Below are 20,330 nucleotides of genomic sequence, written 5' to 3'. Positions count from 1 at the left end.
GTGGGCTTTTTTGTGGGGGTTGGTTTTCAAGGGGCAGATTCATTTCGGCCGACGTGTCAGCTTTCGGCCCAGGCTGTGTGAAAACGTTTTGGAGCTGGTTTGACGGTCAGAAACAGAGCGAAAATCCTGTTCCTACGCAAATTTCAGCTCCAGCTACTTCACCAAGTATGGGGAGATTTTACGTAGCAACGCGGGCTTAAAATCAGTGCCTGCGTTTTTACACAGCCTGGGCCAATAGCAGACGTTCGAACAAGAATCGCTTTTGGCTACAAAGTTGATGGTCAACTTGCTAGGCAGTAACCGTTTCAAAGCGCCTTATATTTACTGTCATTTCATAGTTCGCATTCTTGCTGTGCAGACGGCGGACGTAGGCTGAGATAGTCTCTACATCACAATAGGGAGGTGGGGAGCTATGGATAACCAAGATCACCTTGAGCCGATCCTCGCGACAGTACATGCGCTACTGCGTGCCGAAGGGGCTGACGATGCAGCAGCCATCGTGCGGGACTACCCGGCCCACGCCGAACTGACCGGTCATGACAATTGGAACGGCGGCACAGATATCTGGGAAATACAGTTCAGAATTCCAGCGCCGGAATACGCCAGACTTGGTGCTAGGCGTAGTCAACTGGAAGAGCAGATAACTGCTAGGCTTCGAACGATTCTTGAGCACGAGACCCAAGATTGGTACTCGGCGACACTGCTGCCGGCAAAGGAGTTTCGTGCGGACTGGCGATCTGACAAATCAGAGCTCCCTAAAAATGTCCGTCAGAATATCCTCGATGGTATCCGCCTCGAAAATGTTAATTGGTATGGTCAGCTGGATGACATTGAGTTTCTAGGTCGTTTATACGATCTTCAGAAAATTCCGTCGACGGACAGTCGGTACAAAGATGCGGCAGGTGACATCTACCAGCACCGCTATAACAACAATGACTGGGAGAACGATTGGGTTTACAACGACAGTCGCTTTCAGCTCGTTGATGGCAGCGCTGAGCAGTTCCTACGCTTTCTCTGCGAGATCGTACACCCGGTAGTCAGACCTGTGCGGGACGAAGCGCTCAAGCTGGTGCTCCACTTCAATGAACAGCTTCGTGCGGCCGGTTGGGAGTTATTCGAGGAGGAGCACATTGCCGGCCGACCTCGCTTTGCTTTTCGCCTCATTCAGAACAACTCAGCCCGTACTGTTCTTCGAGCCAAGTCGGTCGCGGAGGCTCTTAACGCCGGTTGGATGGCGAAGGAGATTGAGAGACTGGAGAACGCTGTAGATCGTGACCCCGCTCTGGCTATTGGCACAGCCAAGGAACTGGTGGAGACCTGCTGTAAGTCAATACTGACCAAGCGTGAAATCCCGTTCGCAAAGTCCGATGACCTCGGCGATCTAACCAAAAAGGTAACGAAAGCGCTACAGCTTGTCCCTGAGGGCATCAGCGAGGCAGCCAAGGGTGCCGATAATATCAAAATGATTCTCCGTAACCTGACGCAACTCACCAACAATCTGGCGCAACTGCGCGGGCTGTATGGCACAGGGCATGGAAGAGACGGCCAGCATCGAGGTCTACAACCTAGGCACGCCCGGCTGGCGGTAGCTTCTGCAGTAGCTTTCATCGATTTCGTGTCTGAGACCTATCGCTATCGAGAGAGCTTGAACGGCGGCGAGAAGTCCTGAAGGCTTGGGATAGCCTCTGATGTCGGGATTCAATACATGATGGACTGCCTTGGAAGAGAATTCGTTGAAAGGTCAATGGCGCTCATGCCGCCACGAAAAAAAGGGGGACGAACTTATTCTTCTGTCCCCTTCTGGAAAATAGATCCGCCCCCTTTTTCAAGGCAAGTCAAAGCGCACTGAACTGAACTCGGCTGTTACGCTAGATCGACTCCTCCTCCGGCGTCTCGGGAGACAATCCCAGTAACTCAATGATGCTATCCGCAAACTCCGGATCCACCTCGGCGACCCATTGAGTGACCAATGAGAGGTAGAGGTCATTGACGTCCTCGTCGGAGATGATCCACCGAATCTGACTGTTGTCGGTTGCAGCTTGAAATAGCTGTTCTGCATCCTGTTTAGTCAACTGTTGGAGATATCTATTCAGGTTCGCAACCGCTGAGTGGGTAGTGGTGAAGCTTCCACTGTCCACCAAATTCAGGATTGCAGCCTCGACCTCGTCACGTGGTACAGCAGGGATAGCCTTCCTTTGCGGTACGTTATCTCCGATCTCAGGCGCAGGTACTTCGGGGATAGGCCTTTGGTCGTCGTGTACCACTTCCGGAGATTCTGGAGCCTCTTGGGCTTGGGCAAGTCCGGGATCTTCAACATCGGGTTGATTCTGAAGGTTTTTGTAGTAACCCACGACCTCGTTGATTGTTCTAAAAATAGTCAAGCTGCCGCCGTCCTTTGACTCAGTCCATTCGTCAGCAAGGTACGCGAGGGGACGGCTGGTTTTGTCCATTGTCAGTGGGGATGCGTAGTCGCCATCTTTCGAGATGATGAATAGGTCTCCGTCCGGAACGTGCGTTAGCAACGTCTCCCAGATGTAGCGGTCTCCAATGCTCTGCGCTTTTCCAGGAGGATTTCCTTTATTCATTCGCACCATCGCCTTCTGGTACAACTCATCGTCTTCAGGGTGGCGGGAAGCTTTTTCAAATAGTCGTGAGAGCTTCTGGTCGACCTCCAGCTCATTACGTAGCGCGAGAGATATCGCATTCGCGATTAGGAGCTTCTTAGCCTGCTCTGCACTCTTTACCGCTTCGTCGTATTGTCTGGCAGCTTCCGTTCCGCGCATATGGTGTGGTACGGCGGTAGGAAGCTGGGCCTTCTTGAAGTCAGACATCGCAACCTGCAGCTTCGACTCCCGGTTGCGCTTGAGCTCATTCTCGACCTGCTTGGGCAGATGAATAGTCATCTGGCCGGGTGCTGCGAGTTCGATGAGTTCATCTAGAATTTCGAGTTTGTCGTCTGAAAAAGAGTAAAAATTGAGAAAAATGTTAGTGTCGATGAACAGGTGTAACGCCGGCATCAGCGATGATCCTTCAAAAGTGAATTGGCAGCCCAACCAGATGACCGCTTAGGTAAGGCAGTTTACTTAGTGCTCATACAACCTTTGCTCACTGTCATGATCGCTTCGCGATTCACCGAGATATTCATACCTGCCGCACGAATAATTAGCTAGTTTATTGGCATCGAAGGGGCATCGGCACGACTCGAATTTGCTTTTTCAGACACTTCGAATGACTGCTTCTGGCCCAGGCTGTGTAAAAAACGCAGGCACTGATTTTAAGCCCGAGTTGCTACGTAAAATCTGCCCATGCTTGGTGAAGTAGTGGAGCTGAAATTTGCGTAGGAACGGGATTTTTGCTCTGCTTCTGATCGTCAAACCAGCTCCAAAACGTTTTTATACGGCCTCGGCCGGTTGTCGCACGGGGGCGATGGCCTATTGGGGCGTGCTACTCGGGACCTGGCAGTCTGAACTGTCAGAAGCATGATCCAATCGTAGAAAGCAATAAATTGACAAGGCAAATTTTGTAGCTCCATCAAAATCAGTAATGGCAAGTCAACCATACAGGAAGTCGCTTTTGGAAACTCACAACCTCCAGTTGTCCAATTGGCAACAAGATTTCGTAACCAAATTTGTTGCTTCCACCAGTCCTAGAAACATTCTGATTGCAGGCGTTGGACTTGGAAAGACGGTGACTTCCATCCGCGCGGCATCCGAAAAACTCAAGACGGGGCAAGCTAAGAAAGTGGCTTTTCTTTCAGATAGGCAGGTTCTTAGAGACCAGTGGGCCTATATGGCAAAGGCAGGCGCAATAAATATTGCGCACAATGTACTATCCTTTACCAACGGTTCGGATAATGGAACCTCTATAACCTATCAATCCCTAAGTAATGCCGAAAATTTCGACCCGCTGATGACGCAAGCATCTAGGGGCGGTCTATTGATAATAGCTGATGAAGTAGATCGTTATAAAAAATCGGCAATTGATCTATCTAATAGAATTTTGGAAGCGAGCACAAGCAATCAGGTTTTATTTATATCTAGATCGCCGTTAATTAGTCAGCCCGAGGATTGGCAGTACGAATTCGGGAAGGAGTTTATATTTGAACCTAAAACATTGTTGCTTCCAAGCAACAAAGTACTACTAATAGAATATTCTCCTAGTCTCGGCGTCCTATCAAAACTACAAAACCAAACACACACCATTGATGACTTAAGTTGGCGGCAATTTGAGATGCTCATTTCAGAGCTTCTCGAGTCTGATGGTTATGAGATAGAACTGATGTCCGGCACGAAGGATGGTGGGGTAGACATTGTCGCCGTTAAAGATCTTGGCGAAAGTGGAATGTTCAAAGCTCTTTGGCAAGCAAAAAAATACAGTTCGTCTAGGAAAATTGGTATCTCCACAATCAGAGAACTTGCAGATGTCCGAAATGAACATAAAGCAAGCAAGGGCGTAATTGTGACCTCAAGCTTCCTTACGTCGGGTGCCATGCAACGAATTGAACGAGATAAATTTATTTTGGGTAAAGTAGATGGTGACGATTTGAGATCTTGGATTGAGCGAAAACTATATAGCTAAAGAGTAGTTACAAAGTGAATAACTTTGCTGCATCGACGCACTGAATAGCCGAGAAGGTCGATACAGTCCCATCGCGGCTGTTCATTATAGACTGTCGATTTAAAGTCCCTGCAACATGCTACCGGGTGGAGGCGGTGCGAGCCATGTCAGGTGGACGACACCATCTGGCCCAGAGTGTGTAAAAACGCTTCGCCAGAATTGAAGTGTGCGCGTCTACGTTAAATCTGAAATTTATCGGCACGTCAGCAGATGTGGATTTCGCGTAGAAGCCCGATTTTCAGTCCGGTTTTGAGTACCTGTCGCGCTCAAAAACGTTTTTACACAGCCTCGGCCGATTCCTGTCTGTCATGACTGACTTAATCAGGGCGTGAAGCTGCCCGCGGCATCAGGCGAAGAGCGGCCGAAGGTGGATATTCAAAATGGTCTATTCGGCTCCGTTCCCGGCAGGTCGCTCCAGTAAACGTAATTGAATAAAGCATCTAGCTCCGTGAAGTCCGAGAGCCCCAAGGCTTTTCTTACCTGATCGGCATGCTCGCAATACCGGGTGTAGGTTGGTCCGTCCACATTTGTCTTGAATGGCTGGGGCGGATATTCTCGTATCCCTGCCATTGCAAGCCCGTAAACAGCATTCTGATTCATTACTGGAAAGCGCTTGTGTTCAAGAGCATGCAGTATTTCGGTAATCAGGTTTATGCCCGCTCCAGTGATCGAGCTGAAATGCCGATGTAGCACTTCAAATGCCTCCTCTGGAGACAGATCAGGTTGGGATGTAATGTCATCGATTGCGGCCGCGAAGAATTCTGCGGAACTCGTCAGTCGTGTTTTGTGCCGGTGAAGACCTCCAGAGTGGAACAGGCCAATCAGCGCCTCGTATCGTGCTAGGAAAGCCTCACTACGCAACCCTCGAAACTGAGACGGGTCCTTAAGCATTCGTCGCGCATCCTTCCTGTTTTGTTCACGTTCCACCTTCTGTGCTTCAAAGCCCCATTCAGTATGATCACTACGCATGAGTTCCAGGATATTGCGTAGAAGTGCGAGGTCCTCGGCTTCTGTGCGAATAGCATTTTTCGCCCGCTTTTGCGCCACCCTCCGATATCCCTCATGAATCACGAACTCAGCTGCATAGACATCGATGAGGCGCTTGGTGGCGGGGATCAACTCCTCTGTTTTAACTAGCAAATCAAAATGCTTGGCAATCGATTTCGTCATCTCGCCTCCCAAGTCATCAATCAGGGTTGATGCCTCATAGTTTCCGTAGAAGCCACCACGCGTCAGGTTCGCTGAGCCCACCACAACCGAGTATTTTTCCCCACGTTGGAATGCATAGATCTTCGGGTGGAAGGCACTACTTGAATTGCTAACGTAAAGTTTGAACGCGTGCTTTTTTGTCAGTGCCAGAAGTTGGGTCAGCACAGCAGGCTCCGTGATATGAAAATCTAGGCCTATCGCCATTTTAGCGTTGAGTCCTTTCTTCAATGCTCTATTCAGAACGTCCTTGATTAGGGTGTAGGCCGATTTTTTCGCAAAGGCGACCATGCAAATCATGTGCTCTGCCTCGACTATCAGCTCCTCTATGATCGTTCCGTGACCCCGTTCCTCCTCATTCAGCACCAACTGAACTGCTTTTCCCTTCGTCATGTATTCCTTCGCTCCTGGTATCGTGTAAGAAAGGTCTGCTTCATTTGACGGTATACCCCTGCAATAAGAAACCGCCGGCCGATACAGTAGAGAAGCTGCCCGTATAAACCAAACGATCACGTGGCTACCTTATTCATGACGCTGGGATACGACCGCTTCTGGTCGATTTCTGCCTGTTACGACTGACCGAAATCGACCGAGGCTGTGTAAAAACGTTTTAGAGCGGAGTTTACGGTTAGAGGTGGACCGAAAATCGTGCTCCTATGTAAATTTTTGCGTCTGCTGATTAATCAAACACTGGCAGATTTTACGTAGCAACGCAGACTTCAAAACGGTGCATGCGTTTTCACACAGCCTGGGGCAGAAGCGGCCTCTTTAAAGCCATCCCTTTGCGCCTAAAGCATTGACCATCCGCTCGCAGTCAGTTTCAGTTGGATCATTAATCACAGGCTGGCTGAATTTTGGCCAGCGCTGCCCAATCATCTAGGGGGCTCCGGTCTATCGGAAATGCCCCCGACTCTTGCAAACGAGAGGCACGACACGTGAATATTTCTAAATACTTTGCAACTAACGATGGATCGCTCCCTGAAGTTGTAGTGACGTATTCAGATTCGTCGCTTGTGCCGCAGGCATTTCAATATCTGTTCGATCTTGGCGCAAAAAATCGCACTGTTGACGGCGGCTATCTTTGGATCAAAGCATCCCAAAGTGGAAAGCCATTTTCCGGCCCTCAGGATGCTTTGCTTGTAAGTTCAGGAGCAGCGGAGGCATTCCACGTCGTTCTCGGTGGAATCCGGGGGCAGATACCTGACCTTGGTGTTTACGTTTTCACTGATAGCCTCACATTGGACTATCGGATGGGGGCTCAATGGGGACAAGATCAGATCTATTCATTGTTGAAGCTGCTGCGGCAGCTGAGAGACCTCGGCGGCGTTGTATCTATCCCATGGTGGGGAGCTGAGGGCGAACACGACTTCCTAGCGGTCCTAGAGAACCCCGAGCAAATTATTCATATCTAAATTTGCAATACCTGTGTTGGATACCGGTAACAATCGACCAGAAGCAGCCCTTCGCGACTGGCAGGTCTTGGTTAAAAGCAACCACGTAGTATCAATCGGAAAACCACGTCCTCAGAACTTTCCCACACATCGCCGGCCTTGCCCTTCGGAAGCCCACTCGCTAACCTCCCTCCGTCGCTGCCAATTCAGCGACCGGGTGTGGTAGCCCGATTTTCATAGGAGCCCAATCCATTGGAGTTCCAAATGCTCGACGACGACGCAAACCCATCTGAAACCCCAGAAATCCCAGAACCGGCAGAAACCGATCCGGTTTCCCCATACTCCTGCCTCGACTCAAAAAAACTCCACGACGCCGCGATCCGCGCGCTCGATTTTTACCTGTCGCCACCCCCCTCAAAACCAAAACTGGCCGACCGCCGTCCCAGCTCAATCTTCATCATCGCCCCCAACGTCGACAAAGAAACCCTCCTGGCCCACTGCTGCGAAACCCTCGCTTCCGCCCAACGTAATAGCCAGCGAGTTGGCCTTCAGCCTCACCGGCCCGCAATGCAACATGGCGTTAGCCATCCAGCAGATGATTTCCCTGGCAGAGTTGTCGGTGAATCGGGTGTTGGATCAGGTTGATCCGCAGGAGTAGGTGAGGGCGTTGTTTCATTGTGATGCGCAATAAGAAGCCCCGTCCCATTTAGGTGGGACGGGGCTTTTGTGTTTTTAAGATCAAAAGATCAAAAGATCGCAGCCTTCGGCAGCTCCTACGTGTTCGTGGTGTTCGTGGTGTTCGCGTGTCGCAGATTTCGCCGGTGGCTCCTATCAAACCTGCGGACTCACCCGCATGCCCCGCGCCGGGTCATCCAGCAATTTGAATTGCTCCACCATAAAATCAATCAGCATCCGCATCGACGGCAGCATCCCATGCCTGCTCGCAAATGTTCGAGTGTCCGTTTCTGGCCAAATTACTGCCCGTCGCAGCCATAAGCGGACCTCCTGCTGCCCTCAAAAAATATCGCGGCTAAAGCCTCCACCTATAGGAGGGCTTTAGCCGCGAGCTTTTGATCTTACGCAATGGAGAAAACAGGCCGCTTCCGGGCGCAAGCAATCCTGAACCGTAACGTATCCAACGAAGTCATGGCGTTGTTCCTGAAATGGACTCAGTGCGAGGCAGGTCACTCAGACCAGCCGAGCGCCACCGTCGATGTTTAGCGTGGCGCCGTTCATAAAGGTGTTGGTCATCAGGAAAACGGTAGCAGCGCCTGCTTCAGCGGCGGTACCGATGCGATGCAACGGCAGTACTTGCTCCCATGTGCTCACGTACGCATCGCGCCCCTCGCCCAGGGCTTTGCTAAAAATGGGGGTGTTGATCGGGCCTGGGGACAGAGTGTTCACACGGATGGGCGCCAGTTCCAGGGCCAGGCCACGTGCCAGTGCTTCCATTGCCGCCGATGCAGCCGCGATCACGGCGGTGCCATGGGCGTTGGGCCGGTCGGCCAAACAGCCAGAGATAAAGACGATGGAGCCGTCCTTGGACAACCGATTTCCCAATGCGCGGATGGCGTGCAACGAAGCCCATATACGCTCTTCGAACGCCCGACGCAGGTAGTCGATTTCAGCGTCCAGTACTTTGCCCGCCACAAATGTGCCGGCGAGTAGAACCAGATGATCCACGTGAGGGATGTCCGCCAAGGCGGCGTAGACGGCATCGCCGTTGGTGACATCCGCTGCGCGCCAGCCGGCGAGCCCGTGTTCTGTCGCCGCTTGCTCGGCGCGCTCGGCATTGGAACCGATCACGGTCACCGATGCCCCGGTGGCTTTGGCTTGAATAGCGGCGGCTAAACCGATGCCGGATGTACCGCCGAAAATCACCACCGTGCGGCCTTCCAGATGAGCGGGTAGCTGTTGGGTAAATGCGGTTTGGAGGGTGGTGGAATGGCTCATGGTCGATCTCCTTGACTCCTGAATGGCGTCGTTGGGCAAAGACTAAAGACTCGAGTCAACATTGATAATCAGGGCATAAGTCGCTTTACTAGTGCCATGAAGGAACAAATAGGGTTAGACCGCCTTACCGGTCTTATTGCCTTTGCCCGCGCTGCCTCTTTAGGCAGCTACACCGCTGCAGCCCGCGATTTATCTGTGTCGCCGTCCGCTATCAGCAAAAGCGTGCAACGCCTGGAGCAACATTTCGAGCTGCGTTTATTCAGCCGCACCACCCGTTCGTTGACCCTGACACCTGAAGGCCGGGATATTTACGAACGGGCGCTACGAATTCTGCGCGAGGTAGAGGACATCGAGCAGGCCGCAGTAGCCTCGCGCGCCGAGCCTTCCGGCTCCTTGAAAGTGACAGCGCCACCGCCTATCGGGCTGAACATATTGGCGCCAGCGATTCCCAGGTTTCGCGAGCGCTACCCCAAGCTCGCCATCGACCTGCGCCTGGGCGATCAGTTTGCGGACATCGTTGAGCAAGGCATCGATGTGGCCGTGCGCGTGGGCAACCTGGCTGACTCGCGACTTATCTCTCGTACGCTGGGACCGCATCGAATTTGCGCTTTTGCCTCGCCAGCCTATTTGGCCAAACGCGGCACGCCGCTGGAACTCAGCGATCTGGCCGACCATGACTGCGTGAATTTTCGCTACCAGAGTTCGGGCCAAGCGCTGCGCTGGCCATTCAGCGTGGGGGACCGAATGGTGGAGATAGCGCCCGACGCATCCATCGTCATCGACGCCAGCGATGCGGTTGCCGCAGTGCTTGCAGCTGGCGGTGGCATTGGCATTTCACCCACCTATGTCGCCGCGCCCTATGTGGCACGGGGAGAACTGAAGCCGCTATTTCCACAGTTCGCAGTCGACCGTTCCTCCATCACGGCCTTGTGGCCAGAGAGCCGCCGAGGCAGCCCGAATGTGAAGGCGTTTGTGGGTTTCCTGACCGAGCTATTTCCCAGCCCTACCGCGTGGGACGAGATCGTAGCGAAGGCGTAGGGCCGTTGTCGGTGAATCGGGTGTTGGATCAGGTCGATCCGCAGGAGTAGGTGAGGGCGTTGTTTCATTGTGATGCGCAATAAGAAGCCTCGTCCCGTTTAGGTGGCCAAGGCTGACGGAAGCGTACGGATGGCACGCGACCTCTATTTATTCAGTTACCCAATTTAGCTCATGACTTAGGCCCGCCACGGTGGAAGAGCCCCTTCGAAAAGTGAAAAGGCTCGATGCAGGAAACTGTTGAAGCGAGCGGCATCACGCCGCAGCCCTGCCTGTTGACCACCAATCAGGCACAGATGGGCCACCTGACCAATCACTTCTGCTTCGCCTGGCATATGGACCAAGCGGCGGCACGTCCGTATCGCGAAGTCCAGTCGTCTTGTGTCAACACGCTGCTGAAACTCGCCTACCAACGGATCGTGCAGCGACCAGGCTCGGATGGAAACTTCCCGCCCAGGTTGTTTCTCAGCGGCAATACACAAGTAGCGTTTCAAGGTTTCGCCCGCGCTGCGACCTTGCGCCGCATAAGCGAGCATGCGCTCCGTGTAGTCTTCTTCCCAAGCGGCCAGCAAGGTACGGACAAAGTCTTCGCGATTGCGGAAATGGTGATAGAACGATCCGCGGGTCACATTCAATCGGCGCGATAGACTCTCGGCCGAAACGCCAATATGCCCAATTTGGTCGAGGGCCTCAAAACCAGCCGCGATCCAATGGTTACGAGTTAGTTTTCTCACCCGTTATTTCGCTCCATATTTAGCGCCATACAGACTGTGTATGGTGCACAACCGATTGATACGCTGCGAACACCAGCAAAGATGGCCGTTGCGTTTTGCACGCCAGCACTTTTCATGGAGCTCGCCTTGAAGAAAATCGTTCTGGTTGCTTTCGACCAATTCACTGATATCGACCTGTTCCTGATGTGGGACATTTTAGGCCGCAACACTGAGGACTGGCACGTCCGAATATTGGGCTCCAGCTCTATCGTGCGATCGGCGCACGGCCTGCCTGTTTCGGTGCACGGTCCGCTTTCCGAGGCCAATAGTGCCGACGCGGTATTGTTCGTCAGCGGCAAGGAAGGGATACCCGCTGCACTTGCCGCCCCAGATTTCCTGCCGTCGTTTGAACTTGACACCAGACGCCAGCGAATCGGCTCCATATGCGCCGGAGCTTTCATTCTCGAACGGCTTGGGCTGCTCAGCGGCCAGGCAACTACACACCCGGAGGCACGATCGAGCTTGCAAGCTCTGGGACTTGAGACCTTGGACCAGCCTCTTGTGTGCCAGGGGAACGTTGCAACCGCTGGCGGATGCCTTTCGGCGCTCTATCTGGTGGGATGGTTGGTTGAATCCTGGTTCGATGTCGACAAGCGCCGTGCGACGTTGCTCCCTGTTCTGCCAGCTGGGCAGCAAGAGCTCTATGATGCCTTGATCGGGCTCAGTATCCGACAAGGAGAATTTGGCGCCTCAACAACATCCAGTTAATCCATGCTCGCTCAGCGAGGCTCTGGACTATGGAAAAAAAACCGCCGACAAACCATCGCAACAAGAAACGCGACATGGCATGTCGTCTAATTAGTAATTAGAACTCAGAAGAGATCCCCGATGCCCCGAGAATTTGAGCTCATTATGTCCGTGCCAGTCCCCTCGAGGTCCGGCATCACCCACCTTTACAAGTCGATGAACCTGGCGGACGCTTTTGCGATTCGGCTCCCTGCGGGCACATCTGGCAATCCAGATTTGCTAGCTCGATTCATCCTTTCCCACCAGCCATCCTGGATCGGATGGCTCATGAAAGTCCGAGACACTATCGTTGCCTGTTTTGGTCTCAAGACAGCCAAACATTTGGCAACACTTGCTAATCGGATTGGAATCTTCAAGGTCTACAGCACGAACCAGACTGAAATCGTGTTGGGAGAGGACGACAAGCACCTCGACTTCCGGATATCGATCCTATGTTCTGGAGAGGCAGAGCCAGAAGGCAGTCGCCAACTGGTTTTTTCAACCGTGGTCCAGTGCCACAACCGTCTAGGCCGGGCCTACATCTTCGTTATTGCCCCATTTCACCGCTTGGTTGTTAAGGCCAGTCTCCTCCGTGCAGCGCGCGTCGGTTGGCCTCTGGCTACCTGCCCCTGAGGTCTAACCCTTCCATCGAAAGGCTGTTCTGGCAAGCCTGGCCAAGCGAAGTAGTTGTCGTTGTAGTAACCCTTGGCGCCTTGCATATTTCCTCGCCACCACGAAGGGTTGTACCCCTCAAACGCTATCCAGGGAGGCGGAACAGCCGTTTCTCCACCTGGAAGATGTTCAAGAAATCGAGTCCTCTGGAAACTCGGTTCGATATGTTCCGAAATCCAGAAAGTCGTAGTAAACCTGCATTGCTTCAATGTGGGACATAGCCCAGAAAATCCATACACATTCACTACCAGGCTCGTTCAGGTTTCGGGCGGCATCTGCGGTGGGGCCGAGGGAGATGCAGCAGGGGAGCAGTTCGCCGTCTTCGTCAGGGGAGAGCCAGATTCCAGCGAAGCGTTTTTACACACTCTGGACCCATAGCTGCCGGTCGTGATCGCCCGCTTTAGGCCGGAAGTGGCCCTCCGCGAGATGCAACTATCGGCCAAAAGCTGCCCTTCGTAGGCGGCTGCGTTCGTCCCCTGTAAACGGCATCTTCAGAGTCTTTGCGATTCGGGCCAATACCTTTGTGCATTTTTCAGAAACAATGAGTGGTGGCTCATGAATCATGTAAAGCAGGTGTTCGAACGCTATTCCAGCCTCGTTGTGATCGACATAATCCAGAACGATTTCACCACCATTCTCTAAACCTGCCTGAGCTAACGCATGGTCATCCGGTACTGGGCCGGTTTGTTCGTATGCAATGGACATCAGCTCGGTGATTTCCTCGAGCGCCTCTATGAAATCGGCCCTCAAGTCGTTGTTATGGTGGTTCATTACAAACAATCCTTCGATTACGGTGGCCTGCGGACCACGCGCTCTTGGCCGATTGCTGCTCAAGACCGGGTCCATGCATAAGCGCTTCGGATCACGCTCTGCTCATTTCCTCATACGAAGCATCGACGACCGAGCTGTGCTCATCCCAAACAGCCTCAGCAACATCCTGGATAATTTCCGCTAGCGTCTCAACATCCACACCCTCGGCCTCGATGCAGGCCAAGCGTCCCGCCGACCAATCGATAACCGTGCATTCTGGATACTTCCCTAGCAGTTCAGACAACGCTTTCTGAGGTGGCTCTTTGTGGGTGTACATGAAGTCAAAGCACGAAGCCCTGGCATCCCGAAGCGAATACACCAGAACCCAGGCATTCGATGGACCGGGAAACCACAGGGTGACGTTTCGGTGCGCCCATTCAGGTTCACCGTGTTTGATGCGTCGAAGTACTTCGATGATCGAATGGCAATCGGGTATTCGGGTCATGCGATCAGGGTCGAACGTCCAGTCAGGCTCAGACTGGGACCCGGTTTTGCTAGCCAAAAGTGCAGCCTTTCTTGTTTTTCTCTTCATCGTATTCCTTTGGGGCCGAGCGTCCGATTCTGGCCGATAGTGCATCTCGCGGAGGGCCACTTCCGGCCAGAAGCGGTCGGTGATCCAAATAAATAAATCTGCCCCCGTTTTCTTAACCGCATGCGATGAGCGTTGCACCTTTGATTTAGAGATGTATCAAATCGGCGTTGGCAATAAATCAGGACACTTTTGAGAGGCAAGCCCCGCAGTCCGGTGTGACTACTTAAAGCCCCGTTGACGAGCAAGAATGGTGAGTGTGCAGCGATTTTCGCCCAAGGGGCCGTCATGCTGATGGTTCTCCGTTCGCACCTTGGGCGTGGGCTAGGAGGCTATTTAGGGCGCTCATGGAATGCAGCAAAAACATCCGCCATAAAATCCATGAAAACGATGGCTCGCTGGGGCAGCAGCCGATTCGCTAAGTATACGATTTGGATCGGGACGGGTGGCGCCACGTATTCGTTAAGCAGCAATTGAAGATTGCCACTTCTCAGCCCTTCCTCATAAAGCCATTGAGGCCCCTGCGCGATTCCCAATCCTGCATTGACGTACTCACGTATCGCCTCAGGCGAGTTGACACGCAGTCGTCCGGAGATCGGGACATCAGTATCCTTAAACCGCCAGTTGGTTCCAGTGGATAGGAGGGTATAAATGAGGCAGTCGTGTTCCTTCAGGTCATCAGGCGAAGAGGGAGAGCCACGTTTCTCCAGGTACGCACGGCTGGCAACGCACACACGCTCGAACCACGCTAGTGGCCGGGCTCGCATTGCACTGTCCTCCAGGTGCCCAATACGAATCGCGAGTTCTGCCCCCTCGTCGACTAAATTGACGTAGCGATCATTGATTTGAAGATCGAGCGACAGTTCGGGATAGCGCCCTAGAAAGCTCGCGACGTGCGGTACGATGAAGGTGTGAGCCAATGCGGTCGGGCAAGCGACGCGCAGTAACCCAGACGGCGTTACGTTCCCTCTCAGTGAGGACTCTGACTGTTCCACTGAGTCCAGAATACGCCGCGCATCTGCGTAGTACCGTTCACCCTCGGGCGTGAGCATCAGCTTTCGTGTGGATCGGTGAAGCAGCCTGGTTTGCAAATGGTCTTCAAGAGCAGCGACGTAACGACTGACGTTCGGTTGCCCTAGTCCTAGATCACGTCCCGCAGCAGAAAAACTACCTGTCTCGACAGCGCGTACAAAACAGCTCATCAGTAACAACCGGTCCATCACGCCCCTTTTCATGCAGATTTTGCATGAGATCTATTCTATTTGCCCATCTTATCAGCGCGCTGGCATGAATACATAGTTGCTCTCAGAAGGTCAGTCGTCCGGCTGGCCGCCCCAAAAGAGAGGAAATTTACATGTCCCGTTTACAAGGCAAGCGTACCCTCATCACTGGCGGTACAAGCGGCATCGGTCTGGAGACCGCCAAGCAATTTCTCGCCGAAGGCGCACGCGTGATCGTCACAGGTGTTAATCCTGAGTCCATGGCAAATGCTCAAGCTATTTTAGGTAGCGAAGTCCTGGTGCTGCGAGCCGACTCCGCCAGTGTCACAGCCCAGAAGGAGCTGGCGCAGGCTGTTCAGTCTCATTACGGGCAGCTCGACGTTGCCTTCCTCAATGCTGGCGTATCCGTCTGGGTGCCAATCGAAGACTGGAACGAGGAGATGTTTGACCGCTCCTTTGACATCAATGTCAAAGGCCCTTACTTCCTCCTGCAAGCACTGCTGCCGGTCTTCTCCAACCCTGCATCGGTGGTTCTTAACACCTCGGTCAGTGCGCACCTGGGCGCCGCGCGTTCATCCATTTACGCCGCAACAAAGGCGGCGTTTCTGAACATGTCGAAAACGCTCTCTAGCGAGCTTCTCCCGCGTGGTGTTCGAGTAAATGCGGTCAGCCCTGGTCCGATCGACACACCGCTGTACGACAAGGCGGGTATCCCCGATGCCTACCGCGAGCAGGTCAACAAAGATATTGCTGCGACTATACCCTTTGGCCGTTTTGGCACGCCTGAAGAAGTAGCTAAGGCGGTGCTGTACCTCGCGTCGGACGAGTCTCGTTGGACGGTCGGAACGGAAATTATTGTTGATGGTGGGCGCTCGCTTTAATGGGCTAGTCACAACTTCACTTCTATACAGCCCGCTTCCCGCTCGAAAGCGGGTGTTGTCGAAATAACAGTGGGTATTCAAATGTCGCAATCACGGCTCACGCTTGTTAGCCACGGGCTTTGTCCGTTTGTTCAGCGAGTAGCAATTTTACTCCTCGAAAAAGAGGCTCCATTTCAACGGGTTGATGTGGATTTGAAGGACCGGCCCAACTGGTTTCGGGTCATGTCGCCAACGGGCAAAGTCCCGCTTCTAATGGTGCAAAAAGGCGATGAGGAAGCGACCGTACTTTTCGAGAGCGTGGCTATCTGTGAATACATCGAACAGGTGTATCCGGAGCCCGCTTTGCACCCGAAAGATGCAATTTCCCGTGCTCAACACCGTGCTTGGATCGAATTCGCCACTGGTATGCTTGCTGATGCATGGGGATATTTGAACGCAACGGATCAGCAGACAGCGCTTGGTAAGTCTTCAGCGCTGAGGGGAAAGCTGGAGAGACTTGGCGGTGAAAAGATGGAGGGGCCGTACTTCGCTGGCGAGACGTTCAGTATGGTGGATATTGCTGTAGCCCCAGTTTTTCGCTACTTCGACATACTGGGATTCGAACCAAGTCATTCATTGTTTGATGGACTTGGTCGCATTGCCGAGTGGCGTCATGCACTGGCCAATCGCGCTAGCGTTCAGGCTGCTGTCGCCGAGGATTATGCAGACCGGTTACGCAAACATCTGCTGGAGGTGAAGGCCATTTTAGTCAGATGAGTCATAAATATCAGTCCAGTGTCTCGTATGGCGGGACTTAGCCTGGTGCGACCGTGGAGCTGGGTCTCCTTTGCGAATTTGCAGGAGGCCCGCTTTCCTATTCTTCAGGAAAGTGCCTATACAACGGATAGCGATCTGAGCTTTCGTTGGCGCTCCATGGCAGGTTTTGGCCGAGAGCTGCCCTTCCTTACAGGCAGAATTCAACCCATAGCCGCCACTCAAGGATTTCACCGCCGACTACTCTAAAGCCAAGTCAGATTTCAACTGTGCACGGTCAGATATCGAGCGTTACGTCAGCCTCTGGGAAACCGATATGACAAATCCTCAAAATAAAGCCGAACCCGACGAGGATTTAGCTCAGGTGATTATGGGGAAAGGTCCCTACACCTATCTATTGCTGCTCTTGCTAGGGTTGATCCTTCTGTTTCCCTTTCTTGAGGAAGGTATATTTGCTCGTACCTTGCTCGGCATTCTTTTTTCGATCGTGCTACTCGTGGGGGCTTTCGCCGCCAGGCAGACTCGGCGGGGGTTCATTCTCAAACTGGGCCTGGCGTTGCTTGGGGTTGGCCTTCAATGGACGGCGTTATGGGCAGGGAGTATCGCGATTCTTAGCCTTGCCGGGATAGCGTATACGGCGTCTCTTGCCGTTTCGTTTAGCGGAGTGCTTCTCTACATTCTCAAGCGGGGGCCAATTACAGCGGGCAAGCTACATGGCGCGCTGGCGGGTTACATCATGCTGGCTTTCGTTTGGTCCTTCGTTTATGCCCTGGTGGAGATATACAGCGCTGGCTCATTCGGTCCTGTCCCCCTCGACTTCGCACAGCCTGGCACGTTTTTCAAATTAATCTATTTCAGCCTCACGACGCTCACAACCACCGGTTACGGAGATGTTATCCCGTTGACCAATCACGCCCGCTCACTGGTAATGGTCGAAGAGTTTTCAGGCGTCTTTTACGTTGGTGTTGTGATCGCTCGTTTTGCCGGTCTTTATCCATCGAATCAGGCTAAGTGACGGACGACCGATTGCTGATGGCCCAGCGACCGGGCTTTTCTGTTTTCAGATCAAAAGATCGCAGCCTTCGGCAGCTCCTGCGGTAGGGAATTCCCGTGTTGGTGTTAGCAATCAATTCGCAGCTCACCGAACCACAATCACTCAGGCAACCCAGCCAGCCGCAACCCATCGGCAAACCGCGCAAGATCCTCAGGACGTTGGATTGGCAACCAGTCTTTCAGGTTGGAGACGCGCAAGGACGGATCCAGCTCGTGCAAACGTTGCATCGCTTGCTTCGCTTTGTCCATGCGTCCGCTGAGTGCATGACTGGCCGCCATCAGGGCAACCGATGCCAGGAGGCAGGGCAGGTTACCCAGCGCTTTTTCCGCCCAGGCGGAAGCGGCATCGAAGCGCCCGGCGACGAAGTGCGCGAGCGCCATTCCAACCTGCATCCTGAACATTTCCGGATCCAGCGGACTCAAGCGAACGGCATGGGTTAAATCCGCAATGGCGGCGTCGGTTTCACCGCGCAGTGCACGCAGGATTCCGCCCAGGTACCAGGCGGGGGCGAGGTTGGGGTTGAGCAGGCGTGCCCTGTCGAGCAGGGCAATGCCACCATCAATATCGCCGGCGAGATGGCCGAGTGCATGTCCGCCTCGCGTCAGCGCCACCGCATCGTCCCGGCCGAGCGCCACCGCCAAACGCGCAAGTCGTGCGCCCTCGGCGATCTCTTGAGGCCGATCGGTCATCCAGCCATTCAACTTGCGCCAGAAGTGGCACCAGGCTGCCATGCCATAGGCCGAGGCAAACTCCGGATCGAGCTCGATGGCCTTGTAGAACAACGGCAGCGCTTCCTCGATGGCTTCGCGGGTGCCGTTGTGCAGTTTCGGCATTCCACGCAGGTAATAGTCGTAGGCGTCCAGGCTTTCCGTCGGTTTGCGCTTGGCGCGCTCGATTTCCGCCCGTTCCAGCTGCGGCGCTATGGCACCGACGACGCTTTCGGCGATTTGATCCTGCAGCTCGAAGATGTCGTGGAGCATGCCTTCGAAGCGCTCCGCCCAGATATGCGTCCCGGTCGTTGCGTCGATCAGCTGCCCGGTGATGCGTACCTTGTTCCCGGACTTGCGCACGCTACCTTCCAGCACGTAGCGCACGCCGAGCGTCTGGCCGACGCCCTGGACGTCCACGTCCCGACCCTTGTAGGTGAGGCTTGAAGTGTGTGCGATGACGAACAGCCAGCGGATACGCGACAGGGCGGTGATGATGTCCTCCACCATGCCGTCGGCGAAATACTCCTGCTCCGGATCGCCGCTCAGGTTGTGGAAGGGCAGGACAGTAATGGAGGGTTTGTCCGGCAGGACGAGCGTGGGCGCAGGCGTTTGCTTCAGGTCCACGGGCGTGGGTTCTTCGATGTCAGGCTGTCGCGTTTCCCCGACCTCATCCACCTTGATCTCGCCGACGAAGCGGTATCCCTTGCGGGCGACCGTGCGCACCAGGCGCTGCTCTTCGCCGGTATCGCCGATGGCCTTGCGCACCGCATTGATGTGGCTGGTGATGGTCGACTCAGAGACGATCCGACCGCTCCACACGGCCTTGAGCAGGTCGTCCTTGCTCATGACGCGATCGCGGTTGCTGACGAGTTGCAGCAATAGATCGAAGACCTGCGGCCCGACAGCCACGACTTGCCCGCGCAAGGTCAGTTCCCGGCGCTGCTGATCGAGCACGTAGTCTTCAAACACGAATTGCAAGGTGAGGATCCCCTGATCGAACGCCCTCGACTCCGTGTCTGAGCTGGCGGTTGGTAAGAGGTATCGATAATACGGCAGCGCCTGACCCGCTGCACCGTTTGCGGCAAGGGAGACCCGTCGAATAATTGTTTTTCTGGACGAAAAACCAAGCTTCCTTGAAGGCAAACTCAAGGCGGGTACAAGGACGTCCCTGACGCGCGATGGCACTCTCGATCTACATCGACAGCAATGGTTGCCGTCGAGAAGCGGAGAGAAACCATGAAGATCGTCGTCATTGGAGGCACCGGCCTCATCGGATCGAAACTTGTGCAGAACCTCCGCGAGCGCGGCCATGACGTGCTCGCAGCCGCCCCCAGCACGGGCGTGAACAGCATTACCCGCGAGGGCCTGGCCCAGGCGATGGATGGCGCCGATATTGTCGTCGACGTGGCGAACGCGCCTTCGTGGGAAGACCAGGCCGTTCTCGATTTCTTCGAAACGTCGAGCCGTAACCTGCTGGCTGCCGAGGCGGCCGCTGGGGTTCGCCATCACGTGGCCCTGTCGATCGTCGGCAGTGAACGGCTTCCCGAGAATGGCTATTTCCGGGCCAAGGTCGCGCAGGAAAACCTGATCGAGGCGTCCGGCATTCCTTACACCATCCTGCGCGCCACGCAGTTCTTCGAGTTTGTCGGTGGCATTGCGCAGGCGGCCACCGTCGGCGAGGAAATTTGCCTGTCGCCGGCACTGATCCAGCCGATGGCGTCCGACGACGTGGTGGCGACGCTCACCGAGGTCACGCTGGCAGCGCCGGTCAATGGCACGGTCGAAGTTGCCGGCCCCGAGGCCATGCCGCTCGACGAACTGGTCAGGCGCTTCCTGCGGGCTACTCAGGACACGCGCAAGGTCGTGCCGGACGTGCACGCGCGCTACTTCGGTTCGGTGCTCGACGATCAATCGCTGACCCCCGGCAAGAACCCACGCCTGGGCGCGATCCGCTTCGAGGACTGGCTCGCTCAGTCGACGGCTCGGTAACGGACCGCGCG

18 protein-coding genes and 1 pseudogene are annotated in these 20,330 nt (G+C 54.3%); 11 read left to right on the top strand and 8 right to left on the bottom strand.

Annotated elements, in window-relative coordinates; translation table 11 throughout:
• Positions 1-412: 412 nt before the first annotated feature.
• Positions 413-1,669, top strand: coding sequence for an abortive infection family protein (locus tag AB7M22_RS15650; protein WP_454186990.1), 1,257 nt, complete (start codon positions 413-415; stop codon positions 1,667-1,669).
• Between the two features lie 199 nt (positions 1,670-1,868).
• Here AB7M22_RS15650 and AB7M22_RS15645 read toward each other — a convergent pair whose 3' ends face one another.
• Positions 1,869-3,017 carry a PIN domain-containing protein gene (locus tag AB7M22_RS15645; protein WP_454186989.1) on the bottom strand — a complete coding sequence of 383 codons (1,149 nt, stop codon included), beginning with the start codon at positions 3,015-3,017 and terminating at the stop codon, positions 1,869-1,871.
• A gap of 556 nt (positions 3,018-3,573) precedes the next feature.
• Here AB7M22_RS15645 and AB7M22_RS15640 point away from each other — a divergent pair.
• Positions 3,574-4,578, top strand: coding sequence for a restriction endonuclease (locus tag AB7M22_RS15640; RefSeq protein ID WP_454186988.1), 1,005 nt, complete (start codon positions 3,574-3,576; stop codon positions 4,576-4,578).
• Between the two features lie 414 nt (positions 4,579-4,992).
• On the opposite strand, the gene AB7M22_RS15635 is transcribed toward AB7M22_RS15640, so the two are convergent.
• Positions 4,993-6,216 carry a phospholipase D-like domain-containing protein gene (locus AB7M22_RS15635; protein WP_454186987.1) on the bottom strand — a complete coding sequence of 408 codons (1,224 nt, stop codon included), beginning with the start codon at positions 6,214-6,216 and terminating at the stop codon, positions 4,993-4,995.
• Positions 6,217-6,758: 542 nt separating this feature from the next.
• On the opposite strand from AB7M22_RS15635, the gene AB7M22_RS15630 reads away from it, so the two are divergent.
• Both AB7M22_RS15630 and AB7M22_RS15625 read left to right on the top strand, forming a co-directional pair.
• Positions 6,759-7,235: a hypothetical protein gene (locus AB7M22_RS15630; protein WP_454186986.1), complete on the top strand. Its 477-nt coding sequence runs from the start codon at positions 6,759-6,761 to the stop codon at positions 7,233-7,235.
• Positions 7,236-7,478: 243 nt separating this feature from the next.
• Positions 7,479-7,872, top strand: a pseudogene (locus AB7M22_RS15625) (DUF6124 family protein).
• Between the two features lie 530 nt (positions 7,873-8,402).
• On the opposite strand, the gene AB7M22_RS15620 reads toward AB7M22_RS15625, so the two are convergent.
• Entirely contained in the window at positions 8,403-9,167 is a 765-nt protein-coding gene (locus tag AB7M22_RS15620; RefSeq protein ID WP_454186985.1) for an SDR family oxidoreductase, read from the bottom strand.
• 96 nt (positions 9,168-9,263) lie between these two features.
• Between AB7M22_RS15620 and AB7M22_RS15615 the strand changes: the two genes are divergently transcribed.
• Positions 9,264-10,205 (top strand): LysR family transcriptional regulator, encoded by a 942-nt coding sequence (locus AB7M22_RS15615; protein WP_454186984.1) that lies wholly within the window; start codon positions 9,264-9,266, stop codon positions 10,203-10,205.
• A gap of 176 nt (positions 10,206-10,381) precedes the next feature.
• Here the strand turns inward: AB7M22_RS15615 and AB7M22_RS15610 are convergent, their stop codons facing one another.
• Complete coding sequence (locus AB7M22_RS15610) at positions 10,382-10,936, bottom strand: TetR/AcrR family transcriptional regulator (protein ID WP_454186983.1); 555 nt, start codon at positions 10,934-10,936, stop codon at positions 10,382-10,384.
• Positions 10,937-11,062: 126 nt separating this feature from the next.
• Here AB7M22_RS15610 and AB7M22_RS15605 point away from each other — a divergent pair, with 126 nt between their 5' ends.
• Both AB7M22_RS15605 and AB7M22_RS15600 read left to right on the top strand, forming a co-directional pair.
• Positions 11,063-11,683: a DJ-1/PfpI family protein gene (locus AB7M22_RS15605; RefSeq protein ID WP_454186982.1), complete on the top strand. Its 621-nt coding sequence runs from the start codon at positions 11,063-11,065 to the stop codon at positions 11,681-11,683.
• 120 nt (positions 11,684-11,803) lie between these two features.
• Positions 11,804-12,334, top strand: coding sequence for a DUF2867 domain-containing protein (locus AB7M22_RS15600; protein WP_008013664.1), 531 nt, complete (start codon positions 11,804-11,806; stop codon positions 12,332-12,334).
• 471 nt (positions 12,335-12,805) lie between these two features.
• Here AB7M22_RS15600 and AB7M22_RS15595 read toward each other — a convergent pair whose 3' ends face one another.
• From AB7M22_RS15595 to AB7M22_RS15585, 3 genes are all read right to left on the bottom strand, one after another.
• The gene (locus tag AB7M22_RS15595; protein ID WP_454186981.1) at positions 12,806-13,144 is read right to left on the bottom strand and encodes a hypothetical protein; all 339 of its coding nucleotides are present in this window, start codon (positions 13,142-13,144) and stop codon (positions 12,806-12,808) included.
• 91 nt (positions 13,145-13,235) lie between these two features.
• The gene (locus AB7M22_RS15590; protein WP_454186980.1) at positions 13,236-13,715 is read right to left on the bottom strand and encodes a hypothetical protein; all 480 of its coding nucleotides are present in this window, start codon (positions 13,713-13,715) and stop codon (positions 13,236-13,238) included.
• 329 nt (positions 13,716-14,044) lie between these two features.
• The gene (locus AB7M22_RS15585; protein ID WP_454186979.1) at positions 14,045-14,932 is read right to left on the bottom strand and encodes a LysR family transcriptional regulator; all 888 of its coding nucleotides are present in this window, start codon (positions 14,930-14,932) and stop codon (positions 14,045-14,047) included.
• 134 nt (positions 14,933-15,066) lie between these two features.
• Here AB7M22_RS15585 and AB7M22_RS15580 point away from each other — a divergent pair, with 134 nt between their 5' ends.
• The 3 genes from AB7M22_RS15580 (at position 15,067) to AB7M22_RS15570 (ending at position 17,581) form a co-directional block, all read left to right on the top strand.
• Complete coding sequence (locus tag AB7M22_RS15580) at positions 15,067-15,813, top strand: SDR family oxidoreductase (protein ID WP_454186978.1); 747 nt, start codon at positions 15,067-15,069, stop codon at positions 15,811-15,813.
• A 69-nt stretch (positions 15,814-15,882) separates the two neighbouring features.
• Positions 15,883-16,569: a glutathione S-transferase family protein gene (locus AB7M22_RS15575; protein WP_454186977.1), complete on the top strand. Its 687-nt coding sequence runs from the start codon at positions 15,883-15,885 to the stop codon at positions 16,567-16,569.
• Between the two features lie 313 nt (positions 16,570-16,882).
• Positions 16,883-17,581, top strand: coding sequence for an ion channel (locus tag AB7M22_RS15570; protein ID WP_454186976.1), 699 nt, complete (start codon positions 16,883-16,885; stop codon positions 17,579-17,581).
• A gap of 137 nt (positions 17,582-17,718) precedes the next feature.
• Here AB7M22_RS15570 and AB7M22_RS15565 read toward each other — a convergent pair whose 3' ends face one another.
• Positions 17,719-19,308 (bottom strand): winged helix-turn-helix domain-containing tetratricopeptide repeat protein, encoded by a 1,590-nt coding sequence (locus AB7M22_RS15565; protein ID WP_454186975.1) that lies wholly within the window; start codon positions 19,306-19,308, stop codon positions 17,719-17,721.
• A gap of 258 nt (positions 19,309-19,566) precedes the next feature.
• On the opposite strand from AB7M22_RS15565, the gene AB7M22_RS15560 reads away from it, so the two are divergent.
• Complete coding sequence (locus AB7M22_RS15560) at positions 19,567-20,319, top strand: SDR family oxidoreductase (RefSeq protein WP_454186974.1); 753 nt, start codon at positions 19,567-19,569, stop codon at positions 20,317-20,319.
• The last annotated feature ends 11 nt before the right edge of the window (positions 20,320-20,330 follow it).

The organism is Pseudomonas sp. ADAK2 TE3594, from assembly GCF_053628675.1.
The sequence above is the reverse complement of the archived record's forward strand: the minus strand, read 5'-3'. Positions and strand labels throughout refer to the sequence as shown.